12 protein-coding genes are annotated in these 18,302 nt (G+C 62.8%); 7 read left to right on the top strand and 5 right to left on the bottom strand.

Annotated features, from left to right (window positions below; translation table 11 throughout):
* Window positions 1–223: 223 nt before the first annotated feature.
* On the top strand, window positions 224–1,513 hold the full coding sequence (locus KBC96_08870; GenBank protein ID MBP6964505.1) for a hypothetical protein: 1,290 nt from the start codon (window positions 224–226) through the stop codon (window positions 1,511–1,513).
* Window positions 1,514–1,517: 4 nt separating this feature from the next.
* Window positions 1,518–3,128, top strand: a complete 1,611-nt coding sequence (locus tag KBC96_08865) for an endo-1,4-beta-xylanase (GenBank protein ID MBP6964504.1) — start codon at window positions 1,518–1,520, stop codon at window positions 3,126–3,128.
* Window positions 3,129–3,220: 92 nt separating this feature from the next.
* Here the strand turns inward: KBC96_08865 and KBC96_08860 are convergent, their stop codons facing one another.
* A complete protein-coding gene (locus KBC96_08860) occupies window positions 3,221–6,733 on the bottom strand; it encodes a metallophosphoesterase (GenBank protein ID MBP6964503.1) in 3,513 nt (1,170 codons plus the stop codon).
* A 156-nt stretch (window positions 6,734–6,889) separates the two neighbouring features.
* Complete coding sequence (locus tag KBC96_08855; protein MBP6964502.1) at window positions 6,890–8,311, bottom strand: MATE family efflux transporter; 1,422 nt, start codon at window positions 8,309–8,311, stop codon at window positions 6,890–6,892.
* Window positions 8,312–8,386: 75 nt separating this feature from the next.
* Here KBC96_08855 and KBC96_08850 point away from each other — a divergent pair, with 75 nt between their 5' ends.
* On the top strand, window positions 8,387–9,181 hold the full coding sequence (locus KBC96_08850; protein ID MBP6964501.1) for an AAC(3) family N-acetyltransferase: 795 nt from the start codon (window positions 8,387–8,389) through the stop codon (window positions 9,179–9,181).
* Window positions 9,182–9,205: 24 nt separating this feature from the next.
* On the opposite strand, the gene KBC96_08845 is transcribed toward KBC96_08850, so the two are convergent.
* Window positions 9,206–10,486 carry an MFS transporter gene (locus KBC96_08845; GenBank protein MBP6964500.1) on the bottom strand — a complete coding sequence of 427 codons (1,281 nt, stop codon included), beginning with the start codon at window positions 10,484–10,486 and terminating at the stop codon, window positions 9,206–9,208.
* Between the two features lie 155 nt (window positions 10,487–10,641).
* Here KBC96_08845 and KBC96_08840 point away from each other — a divergent pair, with 155 nt between their 5' ends.
* The 4 genes from KBC96_08840 to KBC96_08825 are packed head-to-tail and all read left to right on the top strand — an operon-like array spanning window position 10,642 to window position 15,386.
* Window positions 10,642–12,585, top strand: coding sequence for a DUF4838 domain-containing protein (locus tag KBC96_08840; protein MBP6964499.1), 1,944 nt, complete (start codon window positions 10,642–10,644; stop codon window positions 12,583–12,585).
* A 1-nt stretch (window position 12,586) separates the two neighbouring features.
* Entirely contained in the window at window positions 12,587–13,867 is a 1,281-nt protein-coding gene (locus tag KBC96_08835) for a hypothetical protein (GenBank protein MBP6964498.1), read from the top strand.
* On the top strand, window positions 13,868–14,908 hold the full coding sequence (locus KBC96_08830) for a hypothetical protein (protein MBP6964497.1): 1,041 nt from the start codon (window positions 13,868–13,870) through the stop codon (window positions 14,906–14,908).
* A gap of 49 nt (window positions 14,909–14,957) precedes the next feature.
* Window positions 14,958–15,386, top strand: coding sequence for a hypothetical protein (locus tag KBC96_08825; protein MBP6964496.1), 429 nt, complete (start codon window positions 14,958–14,960; stop codon window positions 15,384–15,386).
* Here KBC96_08825 and KBC96_08820 read toward each other — a convergent pair.
* Window positions 15,383–16,339: a prolyl oligopeptidase family serine peptidase gene (locus KBC96_08820; protein MBP6964495.1), complete on the bottom strand. Its 957-nt coding sequence runs from the start codon at window positions 16,337–16,339 to the stop codon at window positions 15,383–15,385. The genes KBC96_08825 and KBC96_08820 overlap by 4 nt on opposite strands.
* Window positions 16,340–16,406: 67 nt before the next feature.
* Window positions 16,407–18,296 carry a DUF4838 domain-containing protein gene (locus tag KBC96_08815; GenBank protein ID MBP6964494.1) on the bottom strand — a complete coding sequence of 630 codons (1,890 nt, stop codon included), beginning with the start codon at window positions 18,294–18,296 and terminating at the stop codon, window positions 16,407–16,409.
* Between the last annotated feature and the right edge of the window lie 6 nt (window positions 18,297–18,302).

The raw sequence follows: 18,302 nt of genomic DNA, 5'->3' as shown, positions 1-18,302 counted from the left end.
AGGAGCGCGCGCAGAAGGCGAAGCGCGCCCGCCAGAAAGCCCTGGAAGCGCTGGCGGCATAGTGATGAAAATCAAGTCCGCGAGACACGAGCCCAAAACAAATGTACACACTCCAGCAGGAGTGACCGTCATGCCTCCGCGTGCTTGACATTCCACTAATGATGGCATAGAATGATAGCGTTAGGTTGGATGCCCGGCTCCGCTGCCTCAAGGCCGATAAGCCATGACTATCCCTCGATTACACGCCGCCATCACCGCGATACTCCTGCTCTCCGCTCTGTCGAGCGTCTCTGCCGCCGGTTCTATCTGGGTGACGGACATGTCGTCCTGCTCCAGGGCATCCCGGTTCTCGACGTCGGGAGGCGCGCCCGATCGCACGATTGATCTTGAGGGCGGCGACTCGTGCGTGATCGGCACCGCCGCCGGGGAGGGCCGACTTTGGGCGCTCGGGCGGTTCGGCTGCCTCGTGGTAGCGAACAACGACCCACTGACTGGTGATGCTTCCTCCGTGTTCACGCTTGACGGCTCCGAGTGCGGCTCTGCGATCGCATACGGCGGCGGGAGTCTGTGGGTGCCGATCGGTCTGCGGACTGTAAGGATCAATCCATCCACTGGCGCGGTCGTGGGCCAGGTAATGCCTCAGGGAATCTATGGCGTAATCGGTCTTGCGTACGGTGAAGGATACCTCTATTACCTGGACAACTTGAACTGCCTTCGGATCACAAAGGTTGATCCGTTGTCCGGTCAGGTTCTGCAGGTTCTCTTATTATCCGGGAGTTACTTCGTGAATGCGATCGCATACGGGGACGGGCACCTCTGGGTTGCCGGTCTGATGGGTTCGAGGCGCGTCTCCAAGGTTGACCCGGCGACCGGCGAGGTGATCAGCACCGTGACTCTGGACGGCATCTGGCCTATCACCTCGCTCTCCTATGAACAGATGTCTTCGAGCCCTCCTGCCCTGACCGTCGCCGGCGCGAAGGCGTCGCCCGTCGGCACGTCGCTGACCCTGAAGTCTGTGGTGGTGACGGCCGTCTTCCCCGACTGTGCCTATGTGGAGTCTGCCGATCGTGCCGCCGGCATCAAGATCGTGGGCAGCCCGCTGCCTCCCCTTGACCGCGTCGTTGATCTCGAGGGAGTCGTGGAAGTGGGCTCCGGCGAAAAGGCGATTCGCGTCAGCGCTCTTACGGAGTTCGGTGCGTCGGTGCTTCGCCCAATGGGCATTTCCCTCGGCGCGGCCTCTTCCTCCCCGTCAGGGTTGTCCATCGGCGGGTTGCTGGTCCGCACGTGGGGGCGCGTCTCGGAAGTGGGGGCCGGTTTCTTCGTCCTCGATGACGGGTCTGGTCAGCGGATCGCCCGCGTCCTCGTCGGGGAGGCATCGGTTCCCGCATTGAACGATCTGGTTGAAGCAGCCGGCATCAGCACCGTCTATCTGCGCGACGGGACCTGGCTTCCATGCCTGCGCCTGCGCGGCGCGCGGGATCTGCGCGTGCTCGGCTCATCTGCAGAGGACTAGTCTCATGCGTTTCGCGTTCACGGCACTTGTTCTCATCCTGGCGGCCTATGCCTCGCAGGCCCAGACCCCTGAGGATATGAAGCTTCGGGTCAGGGTGACCGACGCCGAGGGGAAGCCGATCCGCAGGGATGCGGTGGACCGCTTCCACATCCTCGATATGTCCGACGAGCCGATGTACACGCTGATCGTCCCGCACGACGGTTCGGTGACGGTCGTCCTGCCCTCGCCGGAGAAGTCGCGTCCCCGCCGGCCGGGGGACAGGATGGCGCAGCGCAAGGGTGAGAATCCGGAGTCCGCATTCCCCAGTCCGCAAGCCATCATCCCGTTCCAGATCTGCATGATGCTGAACGTCCCGGGGTTCGGGGAGGTCGCGGTCTGGGCCGATGGGAAGGGCGGGGGCTACTCCCGGGCCGGGACGATCGATTTCGCGACCGAGGCCGCCGCAACCAGGCTCCTCCGCGTCCGAAACGCTCTCGAGGCCGCCGAACGCGAGGGGGTCGGCATGCTGAAGGAGTTCCGGGAGAAGCTCGATCGGGCGGAGAAGCTCCCGCCGTATCAATCCCTTGCGATCACCCTGGCCGCCGGTGAGGAACTGACTCTCACCGCCGCCCGCCAGCGCATCGAGAAGCTGTCCGCCCCCAGGAGGGGCTTCATCTTCGGGTGCAACGCGTTTGGCTATCCCGCGCGTGGCCCGCTCTACCAGGAGCGGTTCAAGGAAGTCTTCAACCTCGGCATCACGAACGTCTACATCAGCCACTTCGCGCCGACCGAGACCACGCGTAACTATGATCGGACCGATGCCGAGACGGAGTGGCTGCTTGCCAACGGGATGAAGGTCAAGCCGTGCCCGCCCTTCTACATGGCGGGCGGCGTCACCCCTCAGTGGCTCAGAGACAAGCCGCACATGGAGGTCCCGAAGATCGGGTACAGGCTCGTCTACGATACGGTCATCAGGTACAAGGGCCGTACGGAGTTCTGCGAGATCATGAACGAGGCGCACGATCACTCTAACGCCCTGCGGCTCTCGCCCGACGAACTGACCCTCTGCGCGAAGTACACATCGCAGGCCGCGCGTGACGCCGATCCCGGTGTCCGGCGGATCATCAACTCCTGCCACCTCTGGGGAGAGTATGTGGCGAGTCTGGACTGGGAGAAGCGCGTGAAGCGGTCGCCCCTCGCGTACCTGCAGGACTGCCTGGCGGTCGGCGCCGAATTCGAGATCGTCGGCCTCCAGCTCTACTACCCCGAGTACGACCTCTTCGAGATCGAGCGGCTATTCGACCGGTTCGCGACGCTCGGTAAGCCGATCCAGATCACGGAGATGGGCTGCCAGTCCGCGCCGGGGCTCGATCCGAACGCGCAGAGGCAGCGCGCGACGAAGGGCTGGCACGGGCCGTGGACCGAGGAGATGCAGGCGGACTGGGTCGAGGCGATCTACACGCTGGCGTACAGCAAGCCGTACGTCGAGGGGGTCTCGTGGTGGGACCTCGCGGACGCGGTCTCCTTCTGGCCCTACGGCGGCCTCCTCCGCGGCGACTGCTCCCCCAAGCCGTCGTTCGACCGGCTCAAGGCCCTCCAGCAGAAGTGGGGAGTCGCGAAGGGTGTTGGGGGATAGGTGCTGGGTGTTGTGTACGGGAAACAGAAAGACCTATCTCCTCGAGTAGTCCGCTCTGGCGGACATAGCGAGAGGCCAATCGGCCCCGGCTCTTAGTTCGCCGGGGTGGTAGCTGTGCGCGTCGCGCTTCGGACGGACTCGTTCCCGGCCGCGTCATATGCCGAGACCTGGTAGGAATACGTCGTGTTTGGCGTCAGGCCCGTGTCCGTGAAGTTGGTCGCCGTCGAGTACCCTGTGTACGTCCCCCCGCGGTAGATCTTGTAACCGGCCACCCCGATGTTGTCGGTCGCGGCCGTCCAGCTGAGGTAGATCGTCGTCGGTCCGCTTGCCGTTGCCGTGAAGCCGGTCGGTATGGTCGGCCTCGTCAGGTCCATCGAGACGAGCACGAACCTGACGGCGTCGGCGATCACGACGATGTTCGACGCCTCCGCGGTGCCGTTCCCGAGAGTCACGCACCCGGCAGTCCCCGCCGCGAACCTCTTCGTGCCGATCTCGACCCACTGACCTCCACCGGCCTGCTGGTTGACGAGCACCGTCTGCTGCCCGCCTTCGTAGGTTATGGTGTACGGGGCCTTGATCGACCTGTTCGTCCCCTGCGAGTACCAGACGTAGACCCTGTAGTACCCCGCGATGCTGATCGTCGGCCGCCACGTCGCGGTGGCTGTCTGGGTCGCTGCCGAGTAGGCCCACCTGTAGTCGGCTCCATACTTGCCGCTCGCGGTCGTGCCGAGTTGCCACGTTCCCGTGAACTCCGCGCTCGGGTTGTCCAGTGTGATCTCCAGATGCGGCGGGACCGCGATGCCGACACTGTTGCTCGATACGGACTCGTTGCCCTCCGTATCGTAAGCAGTCACTTGGTAGAGGTAGATGGCGTCGGCCTGGCACGTGGTATCGGCGAAGGACGTTTCGCTCGTCGTGCCTATCTGGATTCCGTTGCGGTATATGCGATAGCCCGCGACGCCCACGTTGTCGCTCGAGCCAATCCACGTCAGGTTGACCTGGGCCGCTGAGATCACCGTGCAGGAGAGGTCGGACGGCGCCGACGGAGGCAGTCTGTCCCCGACCGTCACGATGTCGTCGTTGCTCCTCGGGCGTATGACCGGGACGGTACCGTACTCGCCTTGCGCGAGGGATATCAGCCCTGTTACGAAAAGCGCTTCGCAGCCCAAGCCCCTGGTAATAGGCGCAGTGAGTCCGTCCAGTACGACTCTCACTCCCGTCTGCGATTCCAGCGCTACTCTGCTTCCATCGTCTATGTACAGATAGCGCGGCCCGTTCGGCGCGGGGTCCGTGTAGACGATCTTGCCGTAGAGGGTGACGAGAAGGCCGATGGAGTTGACTCCGTCCGTCAGCGACTTGTTAGTGAGCAGCAGCGGACGCACAGGTGAGCCGGGGTTCGCGCTGACCGATGTGAGCGAGATGTATCGTTCTCCGTTCGCATCAGTCCTCAGCATGCCCGCGCCCGTAACCATGTCTCCCTCGGCCACAGTGCCGAGGCCGGGTTCAGGCAATACCTTGATGCCCGAACTCCTGTCCCGTTCCTCGATGTAGTAGCTTCCGTTCGAGAAGGTCGTCGAGGCGGCCGATGCGACTGCCGCGTTGCCTATGCTGATCGTCGTCCCGTCCGGGAGGCCGCCGGTCTCGGCTAGGCTGCCGACAGGGACGGCTTCCGCGAGTGTCATCGCCACGTTGTCGAGCCAGGCCTTGTCGGCGCCCGACCTGTACTCGCCCCGAATCCGCAGGCTGGTCAGAGACGAGAGCACGGCCATGAACTCGCCGGAGGTCGGGGCCAGCCCGGTGGACGCCTTGACCCATCCGGCGTACTCGTTCAGCGGCAAGGTGTAATGCGTCCACGCCGCGTTCGGATGCGAGGCCGACGCGTAGTCCATCACCAGCGTGAGTCCGGCGCCGGCAAGCACTACCTCTTCTCGGTCGAACGGGTTGTCAACCTTCTCCTGCTTCAGATCGAACTGAAGGGTGCCGCGGTAGCAGAGCAACTTGTCCCCGAGGAACTCTGCCGGGGCGCAGAAGTACCATGTGCCGCCGGTGCTCAGGTCCGTGCCGCTGACGAAACCGTGGTTGTCCCATCCCGCATCTCCGTCGGCGTCAACCGTCCAGCCGTCGCGCCCCGAGTCGAACGTGCTCACCGCAGGTGCCCCGTCGAGCGTCTCGTACTCCGCAAGGGAGAAGTTGTCCAGACCCATCTTCTCCGTCCCGCTGCAGACGTCCGCGCAGAGGTGAACTGCCGTTATGTGGGTGATGAAACTGGCGAAGGCCTCCGTCGCGCCTCCGCCCGCAGTCCACAAGTCGGCGTCCCTAAGTGATGCGGTCAACTGCTCCCACTGGCCGTTGTCAGTCACCCGCTCCGTGTTGGCCCACTGGTAGTACTGCGAGCCGCTGTAGAGCCGGATGTGAGTTGGGTCCGGATCGTCGCCGGAGAACGATCGGCAGTCGAAGGTTATCGCGTCATAGGCGCTCAGATTCCCGCGGAACTTTGACGGGGCCACGAAGTAGTCGGCGGTCCCGCTCGCTCCGTCTGTGTAGAGCAGGTAGCCGCTTCCGTCGGCGTCGGACTTTCGCACCAGGGTGGAATCCGCGTCGCCGATCTTCGTCCAACCGTCCAGTCCCGATGCGAACTTCGAAGTCACCTTCGGCTTCAGGCTTCTCGCGGTGATCCCGGGCGAAAAGCGCTCGCCGATCCCGACATTATACGTGAACTTGTTCCCGGAGTCGTTCATGTAGCTGTCGAGATGCGTGGAATATGTAGTAACGCTGAGGTCCCCCGTCGCGGTGTCGAAGAGCAGGATTCGCAGCCACCCGTTCCCGATGTCCTGGTAGTCCGACATCATCTCGTAGACCTTGCGGCCGGCGTTGTTAGCTGAAATCTGCCTGTGCCAGCCGTCCGGGCTGAACACGTGTCCGCAGAGAACGGCGAAGATCTGGTCGTACTGGCGAATCAGCTTGTTCCAAACTGACTCGCCGGAGTTGCGGCCGGGGATCGTGTTGAACCGGTCGCGTTGTGAGCTGGTCAAGTACTCGTGAGTCGTCACGATGGTCGGCGTACCGCTGTGCTCCGACAGCACCGACTTGGCCCAGGTGATCTCGCTGTCGGGAGAGTCACAGGTCATGTGCAGGAATAGAAGGTCGTATCCGCCGGCCGTGACGATCTGGTAGGAACTGAACCCGCTTGGGGAGGCGCCTCTGTACCAGCTGTATCCAGCGAAATAGCTGGCCCCGAAGTTGGTGACGAACTTGGTGGAATCGTAGGTATCTGGATCCACCGACCTCAGATCGTGGTTGCCGGGGCAGAGTCCGAACGGGACTTGGCCCTTGAGCACGTTCATCGCCGTCAACGCGTTCGCCCACTGTGCGTCTTTCCAGCCTTCATTGACGACGTCGCCCAGGTGGGTGACGAAGGCTATGTTCAGGCTGGCCACGTTCGACTTCACCCAGTTCGTCTGTTCGATAAATATCCCCGGGTGGAACTCGCTGTAGTTCTGAGTGTCCGGCAGCGCAATCACCCTGAAGCGTTCGGCGGATGCCGATGCGGACAGGAGCGCGATGAGCACTGCGGTACAGAGAAGACGGGAGATCGTCTTGCACATACTGCCTCCGGGCTGCCGAAGCCCATGCCCCGGCACCTGAATCTGACTGGAGATTCATGTTACCATTATACCACGGGGGTGCCGGTGGTCGTAACTGCCAATAATACGGGGGCGGCTTGAGATGACTCGGCGCGTCTGTTCCCGGGCTTCCGCTGCCTACTCGGCGATCGGCACTATCTCCGGCTCCGCCGCCGGCGACTTACGCACGATCGGCTTCTTCCAGCGGCCCGACAGATAGTAGGTCAGGCTGAGCACCGCGCCGACGCTGAACCCGGCGACCATGCCCCACCAGACCCCCTCTATTCTGTGAGTCGTGTTCGACAGGTAGTATGCAAGCGGCACGCGCACTCCCCACAGCCCGAGAAGCGTGATAAAGGTCGTCACCAGCGTGTGTCCCGCGCCGTTGATCACTCCGTTCGAGACAAACATCACGGCGAAGAGCACATACGCCCCGCCGACGATTCTCAGGTAGGAAACCCCAAGCCCGATCACCGCAGGGTCGCTCAGGAAGGCCCGCAGAAGAAGCCTCGGCAGGGCAACCACCAGTAGTGACGCCAGAGCCGTGATCCCGCATCCGATGATCAACCCCCACTTGAAGGTCTCCTTCACCCGGTTGAACCGCTCCGCGCCGATGTTCTGGCCCGCTAGCGTCGAGACCGCCATGCCGAGCGTCATCGCCGGCATGAACGCGATCTGGTCTATCCGCATCGCCGCACCGAACGCCGCCGCGCCGTTCTCCCCGTATGCGTTGATCAGCCCGACCATCACGAGCATCCCGACCGACACGAGTCCCTGCTGAACCATGGACGGTATGCCGATCTTGAGGGTCAGCTTGCTCATCCACCAGTCCAGGCCGAGGTGCCGCCAGTCCGGCGCGACGAGGTGGCGCTTCCTCTGGAGGTAGATGACAACCGCGAGCATCGCGCCGGCATTGGTGATGATCGTGGCGACCGCGGTGCCGTTCAGTCCCATCTTGGGGAAGCCGAGCCACCCAAACATGAGGAGCGGGTCCAATACGGTCGTGAGCACGACTCCGGCCGCCTGGAAATACAGCGGGGTTGTGGAGTCGCCGGTGCCTCTGAGCAGCGAGGCCATCAGGAAGAGGCCGAACATGAACGGTATTGACAACAGGAACACCTGCAGGTAGCGCGCAGCCATCATCAGCACGTTGGCGGGCGTGTTCATCAGTACGAGTATTGATTCCGCAGCGAAGTGGCCGAAGACGACACAGACGATGCTGATGCCGATTGTCAGCACAACCGAGTTCCTTACGACTCGCCTGAGCTGATCGAAATCTTTCGCGCCGTAGCTCTGAGCCGTCAGGATGTTCGCCGCCATCGTCAACCCGCCTGCGACGGCCATCAGGAAGAAGAAGACGGGGAAGCTGACGGTGACCGCCGCCAGTTCGGTCTTGCCGAGGCCCTTGCCGACCCATATCGCGTTGATGACGCTGTAGGCGGTTTGCAGCGTGCTGCCTGCGAGCATCGGGAGCGAGAATGCCACGAGATGCCTGGGAATGCTTCCGACCGTGAGGTCTCTCCCGTGTTTCGAGCGGTGCTGCTGTTCTTCCGCAGTCATGCGGACATTATACTACGCCGGTGACGCGAGACGCCACATGAGGTATAATGGGCCAACACCCTCCCGGAGGTTGGCATGCTCGCGAAACACGATCTGGTCTGCGCGCTGATGGAGATCGGCGTCGAACCCGGCGACAGTCTCATCGTCCACAGTTCTTACTCCAGCCTCGGTGTGGTCGAAGGTGGGCCCGAGGCGGTAGTTGATTCCCTGATCGAGGCCGTAGGTCCGATCGGCAACCTCGTGCTTCCGACCTTCAACTACACCGGCAACATCGCCGAGCCCCATTTCGATCCGTCCGTCGTGCCGTGCCTTACGGGCGTCATTCCCGAACTCGGGCGTAAGAGGCCTGACGCCGTCCGCAGCCTGCATCCGACTCACTCGATGACGGTCTTCGGGCCGGATGCCGTCGAGTTGACGAAGGATCACATGTCGTTCCGCACAGTCGGCCCCGGCAGTCCGATCGATCGCCTGGCTAAGATCGGCGGGAAGGTGCTTCTCATGGGGGTCGGTCACGTCTCGAACACGATGATCCATCTCGGCGAGGAATACGCCGGCGTCCCGAAGGTCGGCTGGTTTGAGCAGACGAAGTACGCCCGCGTCCTGATGCCCGACGGTTCGATCGTCAGCCATGAGGTAGATACGTCGACTTCCTGCAGCCGGGGATTCGGCGCGGCCGAACTCCCCCTGCGGAGGAGCGGCGAGATTCGTGACCTCCAGGTCGGAAACTCGAGGTGGCAGTTGATGCTCGGATCGGACGTCGTCAAGCGCGTCGTGGAGGTCATCCGGGACAAGCCGGACTCGCTGCTCTGCACGTGGCCCGCTTGCCGGCCGTGCACCGGAGCGAGGCGGAATCTGGGCATGAATGGTTAGAGCGTCGGCCCGTCCGGAGCTTGATCACTCCAGGAGATGCTTCACCATCTCCGGCGGGCGCATCATGACTAGAGCGATGATGCACACTGCTGCCCCGACGTAGCCTCCCCAGAGGGGTAGCCGGCAGCTTCCGTGCGTCGCGTCCACGATCCATCCCACGAGCGGTAGCGCCGTGAAACGCACCATCCCGTTGACCGCGTTAGTGAACCCCATGATTGTCCCAACGTTCTGTGGCGTCGTGTATTCCATCACCAGTGGCATGAAGTTCAGCCGGAAGACGATGAAAGCGAGTATCTGCATCGAGAAGAATATCGCCATATCCGTCGCGGTCTTCATGTAGAAGAGGCCGTATGTGATAGGAATCAGCACGTAGACGCACGCACCGATGCAGAACGCCTTGCGGTGTCTGAAACGGTTGAAGAGGTATCCCAGTGGAATCGAGGCGATCAACGTTGTGATCGCGCCGTATGAAAATGCCCAACCGTACCGCGCCGGCGAGATGTGGAGTTCAACCTTCGCGAGTGTGGCAAAGAACGCGATCGCCACAAGGTAGAACAGCGGCTGTGCGAAGAAGATGACGTAGATCAGCAGGTGCTCGCGAACTTGAACGATGTCCTTCCCGTACGAGAAGAGCCGGAACTTGTCGTGCGGCCTCGGCGCAACGTACTTCTCTCGCATGACCAGCAGGAAGACGGCGCTGGTGACCACGATTATCATGCCGGCGACGGTGTAGGGCCAATGGTGGGCGCCCTGAATCGTAAGAGAGAATCCGGCCAACCTCAGCACGTGCTCGCCGGGCTCCATCAGCTTCATGACGTACCGACCCATAAGGAACGCGGCGATTGCCACCGCGAACTGCCACATTCCAGTCGCAAGCGGTCTCTGCTTGTCCGGGACTGAGTCGCTGATCGCGGGCATGATCACCGCGAGTTCGGCGTCCTCCGCCATCTGAAGCACGAAGACGAGGGCGACGAGCAGCCACAGCGCGGGACAGTGCGGGACGAGCACTATCGTCAGCGCGAGAGCAGGCGCCATGATGACCACTAGCGGTTTTCGACGCCCTATGCGGGTCCAGATGCGGTCGGACTTCCAAGCAGCGTACGGAGTCGCCCAGAGCTGATTCAGCGCCTGCAGTGACATCACGAACCCGATCAGTTTCATCTGAGTGGTGAACTGGCGCAAGGTGAGCTGAAGCACCTGGTTCGAGCAGAAAGAGACGCTCGCGGTTCCTACGCTGAACGTTACCAGCGCAAGAATGTAGAAGAAGCTGACCGGAGGCTGCGCCTTCCCGCACGAATCGCTCATCGGTGACACCTCTTGGACGGCGGAAGATGCTGTCATCTTCTACAGAGGCACCCCGCTGTCCTGTTTGGCGCGATGCGTCCCGGATGATCCGGACTGGCGGCACCATGCCGGGCTCGGGTATAATGACGCAAGTCCAGTTCTCCGGGGGCGCGGTCTTGTCAAAGCTTCTTGTTCTGATCGTCTGTCTCACCCTGCTGTGCGCGGCTCAGGTTATCGCCGCTTCCCGGATCACAATCGCCGGCAATACGGCGTGGCGCATCTACGTGCCCGGCGATGCCGGGACTGTAGAGCGGTTCGCTGCCGCCGAACTGAAGCGATACGTTCGCGAAATCTCCGAGGCGCGGCTCCTCGACACTGCTACGCCGACCCGCCCGCACACGATATGCGTCGGTCTGCGGAAGGACCTCCACGGCGACCTGCCCGAGCCCAAGCCGGGCTTCGACGGATACAGCATACTCGTCACCGAGCAGGCGATCACCATCGCCGGCGACAACCCGCGCGGCGTCCTCTACGGCGTCTACGATCTCCTGGAGCGGCTCGGGTGCCGGTGGTACCATCCCGCGATCGACCCGAAGGACCCCGAGTTTGTGCCGAAGGACCCCGACCTGTCGCTCCCGACCGGCAAGTGGTCCGAGTCGGCGCGGATCGAGGACCGCGTCTACTGGATCAGCGGCCTGGCGTTCGAGGTGAGGCCTGAGTCCGTCGCGCAGCTCGACTGGGCGGCGAAGAACCGGTACAACGGCCTGAGCTGGCAGTGCGTCGCCGAGAAGATCGACGAGCACCTCGGCCTGATGGAGTCGAAGGGCGTCATCGCGGCGATGGAGAAGCGCGGCCTGATGCTCCACGGGCCGGGCCACTCCTTTCCTTACTTCCTGGCAACCGACAGGTACTTTGATACGCACCCCGAATGGTTCGGATTCGCGGACGGCAAGCGCCATCCCCACGGCGGGAAGTGGCCGCTCATGAACTTCTGCATGAGCAACCCCGACGCGTGCGACGAGTTCATTCGCAATGCCGAGTCCTTCGTGAAGGCGCACCCTCAGTTCCACTGGCTCGACCTCCTGCCGATCGACGGCGGCGTCCCGTGCCGGTGCGACGAGTGCCTCAAGAGCACGCCGACCGACCTGCTCATCGGGTTCTACAACAAGCTTGCTGACCGGCTGAAGACGGTCGCGCCGGAGGTCATCGTGGATTGCGTTCCCGGCTACGGGCAGGTGACCGATCCACCGAAGGAGGTCTTTGCGAACGAGCGGCTCGCCGCCGTCTATGCGCACTGGGGAAGGAATCACCGCGACAGCTACGACGACCCGGGGTACGCTCGCAAGCCGAACCTGCTGGTCTGGGCATCCTACTTCAAGCGGTTCATGATCTGCTCCTACTACGCCGCGAGTTCGCACCAGCCGTTCACCGGCCCGCCGTTCCTCCATGCGCTCGAAGGCGACACGAAGTTCATGGTCGAGCACGGCATGACCGGCGCCCTCGTGCTCGAGTATCCCTTCGGCTTCTGGTGGAGCAACTCGTTCAACGTGCGGATGGGCGGACTCTATCCCTACTACTACCCCAACCGGGATCCCCGGTCGGAGCTGAAGGACTACGCCCTCCGCTACTACGGCACGAGGGCCGGACCACTGGTTGACGAGTACTTGCTCATGCTGGGCAGCAACGAGAACCTCGAGCGGGTCTACCGGGCGAGCCGCGGCGAGGCCGATGACTGGGACGTGATCTGGCTGAACGACGTGCGAGCGATGCTCGTACGAGCCGCGCAACTCGCCGCCGATGATCCGGTCTGCTCATACCGCCTCTCCAAACTCTCGTCCGGGCTAGATATGTTGATCCACCTCGGCGGTTCCCGGCGCACGGTCCAGGATATCGAGAAGGCGGTGGCCGAGGTCAAAGAGGGCCGGGCGAAGAAGGCCGACGTCGAGAAGCAGATCGCCGAGGCCCGGAAGGTCACTGCCGACCTGGTCTCCCACGCCGAAACGCTCGGCGCGAGGAACGACGGTGTCGCCGACGCCGAGTGGCTCAAGAGCTGGACGATCAACCGTACGTATACCGACCACCTCGACCAGGCGGAGAAAACCCTGAAGGAGGAGAACTGACATGAAGACTACATTGGAGGCAATGATGCACCTTCTGATCTACGCGTCTGTGCTGCTGGGGCTTGTCCTGATGACCTCGCCGGGCGATGCCGCCGAGTCCGACGTCCGGGACAAGTGGGCGCACCACGGATTCCATATTGAGAGGACGAACATCGCGATGCTTACACCCGAGGAGTTTCCAATCATCCCCTGGGGCTGGACCGCCGGCGACGACAAGGCGCTCAAGGAGATCAAGGACTGCGGCTTCAACCTGGCGGGGTTCGTGGCTCCGCAGCACGTAAAGATGGTGGAGAAGGCCGGCCTCAAGTGCATCGTCGATGATCCTCGGATCTCTAGCGCAGTTCCCGACGGTAACCTCCCGGACGCCGAGGTCACAAAGCGGGTCGAAGAGAGCGTGAAGCCGTTCCGCGACAATCCGGCCGTCTACGGATACTACATGAAGGACGAGCCGACGGTAGACTGGTACCCGAACCTGGCGCGCTGGCGTTCGACTCTGGCGAAGGTCGAACCCGACGCCGTCGCCTACATCAACCTCCTGCCGATCGGGGCGCAGGGACCGGGCGTGGAGAACTACGAGCAGTACCTCGAGCGGTTCGCCACCGAGGTGAAGCCGGTCTATATCAGCTACGACCACTATACCGTCCTCGACGACGGCTCGATGAGGCCCTCGTTCTTCCAGAACCTGGAAGTCGTCCGCAAGACCGCCCAGCGACATGGGATTCCGTTCTGGAACATCATTCTCTCGAACGCCCACTTCCGGTACGCGAAACCGACGCAGGGAACGATGAACATCCAGGTCTTCGGCACGCTGGCATACGGCGTGCGGGGACTCAGCTACTTCACCTACTTCGCGCCGCTTATCGGCAACTATCGAGATGCCCCGATCGACCAGTTCATGAACAAGACGCCGACCTGGGATATGATCCGCATCCTGAACCAGCAGATCCACATGCTTGGGCCGACATACACAAGGCTGCGTAGCGTCAACGTCTTCCACAACCAGGACGTTCCGCAGGGTTGCTCCGGCATGGATACCAGCAGGCACCTCGCCGAGGTCAGCGGAGGCAACTTCCTCGTCGGCGAGTTCATCCACGAGGACGGCCGGCCGTTCGTCATGGTCGTCAACAAGGACATCCACACGTCGGCGGCGTTCAGCGTGAAGTTCAAGAAGGAAGGCCGGGTGATGCTCACCAACGCCTACACCGGTCAGACCGTGCCGTGGCAAGGCGAGAACAACTGGCTCGCGCCCGGGCAAGGCATGATGCTCAGCCTGGAGAGGTAGATGACCCACCGGGAACGACTCATGACCGTCCTGCGCGGCGGGAAGGCCGACCGGGTCCCGTTTACATGCTACGACTGGCTGATCCCCAACACCGGTACTGGTCGCCGACTCCGGCAGGGAGACCTGACCCCCATCGCGAGCGTCGGGCTCTTCGAGGCCAATTGCTCGGGCGTGACCGTCGAGCGCGAGGAGACGACCGTCGAAGGCAAGCGCCGCGTCAACTCGCGGATCAAGACGCCCGTAGGCGAGTTGACCGAAGTCGCCGGCTTCGAGCCGGGGTACGGCAGCCGGTGGATCCTCGAGCACTTCATCAAATCGCCCGATGACTATCGCGTGATGCAGCACGTCTACGACCACACGACAGTCGAGCCCGCCTGGGAAGGATGGGTCGAGGCCGACCGCGCGATGGGCGAGGAAGGTATCGTGCTCGGGTACATCGATCCGATCCCGGCGCAGGTGCTGCTCGTCGAGACGATGGGCACTGAGGCGTGGTCGCAAAGTGTGTTGCTCTACCCAGATGAGTTCGCCGAACTGCACGACTCGCTCGCCCGCATCCACAAGCGCCAGGCCGATATCGCCGCCGACAGCCCGGCCGAGGTGATCTGGTTCCCGGACAATATCACCGGTCTGATCATGTCACCGAAAAACTACGAGACTTACTGCGTACCTGTCTACGACTACGCGTGCAGATCGCTCCATCAGGCCGGGAAGCTCTGCTTCGCCCACTACGATGGCGCGAACAAACCGCTCGCGGATCGGATCGCTAAGACCGATCTCGACATCATCGAGGCGTTCACTCCGCCGCCGATGGAGCAGATGACCGTCGCCGAGGCGCGCGTAGCCTGGCCGGACAAGGTGCTCAGCCTCAACTTCCCCGGCAACCTCTTCGGCGAGCCGGAAGATGTCATCCGCCGGTGGACGACCGAGTATCTGGAGCAGGGCGGGGATGACGGGCGGTTCATCATCGGCTGCACGGAGAACTTCGACGAGCCGGACTTCGAGCACGCCTTCCCCATCATCGGCAAGTGCATACGTGGATAGGACTGCCAACCAAATGGACCGCTCCGGTGTCTAACATATGGAGGAAGACATGAACACTTGGACGCTCGTGATCGGCATCAATGCTGTTGTATGGACTCTGCTCATCATCGGATGGCGATTCCAGCGCGCCCGGATCGAGGAGAAGCTGAGGCAGGATGTAAGCGCCACCGGCGAGTATCTGGTTCTCGGGCCGCAGAACGGGTACTACGCCAAGTCGAAGGGCGTCATGGCGGTGAAGAGCATGGGCGTTATGGCCCTGACGAACAAGCGGCTCATCTTCCGGGTGCTGTTCGGCATGGGTTTCGACATCCCGCTCGAGGACATCGTCGATATCTCCGGCAGCACGTGGTTTCAGGGCATGTATCGGAACGGTCAGGAGTTCATGATCCTCAGACTGCGAGACGAGAGCGAGATCGGCTTCCAGACGAGGGATCATCAGGCTTGGGCCGAGCGGATCAGATCGCTTGCAGAAGCCTAGTCCGCTCCTACGACCTCATCATGCCCCGAGGCGTTGATCTGGGTGCGGTCCGCGCTCTCCTTGAGGTCGTTCGGGCGATCGGGCGGCTTCGGCGGGTCGTTCACCGGGTGCATGTAGAGGTGGAACCAGTGCTCCGTGTACATCCGGATGATGTCGCGGGGCAGGTTGTGCCCGAACCCGTCGTAGATCACCAACCGCAGTCGCTCGGGGTCGTTCGCATAGTAGGGTGTCGCCGCCCTCACGAACGAGCGCGCGGTCTTCGCATCGACGACGATATCATCCCCACCGCTGACCATCAGTACCGCGACCGGGTACATCTTCGCCGCATGGTAAATCGGGTCCCATTCCTTCAGCATCTCCCTCGTCTCCGGCCAGACGTCGTCGGTCTTGCCCACCCAGAGCTTGTTCGTCTTCCAGCTCTCGAGCCACTCACCGTATGCGCCCGTGCTGACGAATGCAATGATCGCGGCCAATCGCGGCTCGTGTACGGCGACCGACAAGCCGGGGATGCCGGTCGAGGAGCTTCCCATCCAGCCGATCTTCTTGCGATGCACGTCTCCGCGCCCGATCAGATAGTCGATCACCCGCTTGGCATCGGTCGGAGCGCGCGAGCCGCCGAGTACGTATCCGTGCGCGAACCGCTCGTCGAACACGAGCCACTGCGCCCTCCGAGCGGGATCGGGATCCGGCGGATGCGCGACGCTGAACGCCGCGAGCATGTAGCCCTCATCCACGAGGCCCGTGCTCCAGTCAGGGAGCGCCTTCGGATCGAGCGAGCCGAGCATGAGGATCACAGGATGCTGCTTGACGGTATCCGTCTTGTACGCGAGCATGACGGTCGCCTCCGGTCCGCCCTCGCTGAGCGTGATCGTCTCGCGTTTCAACTCCCCGGCAGAGCAGCAGGCGATACTCATTGCCAATGCCCCCGCAACCCACGGTTTCACAGAACTCATGAAGGCCCCTTCCTATCCCATTGGTCACATGGGACACATAGGTCCCACAGGAGGGATGGGATACCCGTTACGCCTCTGGCAGCTTCGTGCTCTGTGCCTCGACGGCCTTCGCCTCCTCCTCGATCCAGCTCTTCACGCCGAGGGAGATGAACCCCGGTACCTCGTTCTTGTCTATCAGTCCCTGATTGAGCTCTGCGAGCGATGTCATGTGCGCCAGAAGCTCGTCGGCATAGACCCGCGCCCTCGGGATCAACTCCGCCGCCTTCTCGAAGTCGCCCGACTCGCGCAGCTTGCTGATCTTCGCGTGCCGGCGATGAAGCTCATCGAGCCGTTCGGCGAGGTCGTGGAGCTTGGCGACCTTCCCGACGCGGTGACTGAGGAGCGGATCGCTCCTGGCCGCCTCCACCGCCGGATCGATGTATACGCGGCGCTGATGTTCGAGCATCGCGCGGTCGGCCTCCGTCGTGCCGTCCTTCACATGGTACGGCAGATCTACATTCGTCGCCCACTCGGCGAGATAGGCCGCGAGCAGGGGGCCTGCGTTCCTGCCGAAGTAGTTTACAGCGTAGTCCCGTATGACGTCCCAGGGGTTCAGGGCGAAATCGTAGTAGCACACGCCGGCCATGTAGTTGTTGAAGCTGTGATTCCACCAGTACCCCGGCGGCCAGATCAGCATGTAGACCGCATCGACGCCCTTCGCGGCGCAGTACCTTCGGTCGCCCTCCAGCACGATCGGGTAGGGGGCCGAGATCCACGGCGTCGCGAAGTTGTCCGTGTAGTACTGGCAGAGCGTGAGTCGGCCCGGGAAGGCCTTGCGCCAGCTCTCCAGGTTCTCGATCCAGCCGTAGCGCGGATCATCGTAGCCGTAGCCGTGATATCGCCCCCAATGCGCCCATATGACCCGCAGCGCGTCGTCCGGCTTGGTGTTCTCCGGCGGCTCGTGGACGGGGTTGTAGGCCCCGGACATCTCCACCAGCACGTGAGGCGCGCTCCTTCTCAGCCGCTCGACGAGCTCATTCATCAGCAGGACTACCAGGTCGGCCGCCGTCGTAATCGAACACCGTGGGCAGTCGCAGGCGATCCCTCCGTCAAATCCCAGCGTGCAGAAGATGTCGAGCCCGGGGCTGCCGAGCACGAACTGCTCGGCGTTGTCGACGAACTTCCTGCGCGCCTCGGCGTTCGACCAGCAGAACTGAGCTCCGCCGATCTCCTGCTTACGGCGCACGCCGTCGCGCATGCCGAACCACTCCGTGTGCTCGTCGAAGTACTCGTTTTTCATGAAGTGCGGGTAGCTGTGAGCAGGCCCGTGAAGCATCATGCCGCGCTTCTTGATCTCCTCGATGACCCCGGTGCGCTCCAACTCCGCGTACTGGTCGCCTACGTAGGTCTTGTGGTCGCACTGCCAGCCGATCCCATTGTACCGGGCCTTCATCGCGGCGTCGAGCTGTTTCTTCATGACATCGGAGTCGATCTCGAAGTAGAACGAGCTGGGGTTGTCGATGCGGATGCTCATCGGCGAGGCGACCGACTTCGCCGCCGTGTCGAGCACCACTCGCTCCGGCTTAGGTACCACCTCGACGTCATCCGGGTCCTGCTGAGGGAAGAACCACCGGCAGCCGATCCGCTCCAGGAGGTCGTAGACCCCGTAGACCGTGCCGCGCTCGTTGTCACCCGCCACGACGATCTTCGTGTCATCGACGGCGATCGAATAGCCGTCGTAGCCGGCTCTTGGAGCCGGGAGCAGCGCCAGGTCCTCTGGGCGGAGGTCGCTTCGGAGCCCGACGGTGATCGCGGAGTAGTCGCCCGCGTCGAGCGCCGCGATGAACTCGTAGTCCGAAACTTGCTTCAGGTACTTCTTTAGCTCCTCGACGGCGAACCGGCAGACGCCAGACTCCGGCGACGCCTCGACGATCATCCAGTCGGACCAGCCGCGACTCGCGATGGTGACCTTGCTCATCCTCGA

Source organism: Armatimonadota bacterium (assembly GCA_017993055.1).
Classification (GTDB): domain Bacteria; phylum Armatimonadota; class UBA5829; order DTJY01; family DTJY01; genus JAGONM01.
This window is presented reverse-complemented; position numbering and strand designations above follow the sequence as displayed.

Bases quoted from the DNA above. Each gene is read 5' to 3' on its own strand.
- KBC96_08870 (MBP6964505.1), top strand. From the start codon at position 224: ATGACTATCCCTCGATTACACGCCGCCATCACCGCGATACTCCTGCTC.
- KBC96_08865 (MBP6964504.1), top strand. From the start codon at position 1,518: ATGCGTTTCGCGTTCACGGCACTTGTTCTCATCCTGGCGGCCTATGCC.
- KBC96_08860 (MBP6964503.1), bottom strand. From the start codon at position 6,733: ATGTGCAAGACGATCTCCCGTCTTCTCTGTACCGCAGTGCTCATCGCG.
- KBC96_08855 (MBP6964502.1), bottom strand. From the start codon at position 8,311: ATGACTGCGGAAGAACAGCAGCACCGCTCGAAACACGGGAGAGACCTC.
- KBC96_08850 (MBP6964501.1), top strand. From the start codon at position 8,387: ATGCTCGCGAAACACGATCTGGTCTGCGCGCTGATGGAGATCGGCGTC.
- KBC96_08845 (MBP6964500.1), bottom strand. From the start codon at position 10,486: ATGAGCGATTCGTGCGGGAAGGCGCAGCCTCCGGTCAGCTTCTTCTAC.
- KBC96_08835 (MBP6964498.1), top strand. From the start codon at position 12,587: ATGAAGACTACATTGGAGGCAATGATGCACCTTCTGATCTACGCGTCT.
- KBC96_08830 (MBP6964497.1), top strand. From the start codon at position 13,868: ATGACCCACCGGGAACGACTCATGACCGTCCTGCGCGGCGGGAAGGCC.
- KBC96_08825 (MBP6964496.1), top strand. From the start codon at position 14,958: ATGAACACTTGGACGCTCGTGATCGGCATCAATGCTGTTGTATGGACT.
- KBC96_08820 (MBP6964495.1), bottom strand. From the start codon at position 16,339: ATGAGTTCTGTGAAACCGTGGGTTGCGGGGGCATTGGCAATGAGTATC.
- KBC96_08815 (MBP6964494.1), bottom strand. From the start codon at position 18,296: ATGAGCAAGGTCACCATCGCGAGTCGCGGCTGGTCCGACTGGATGATC.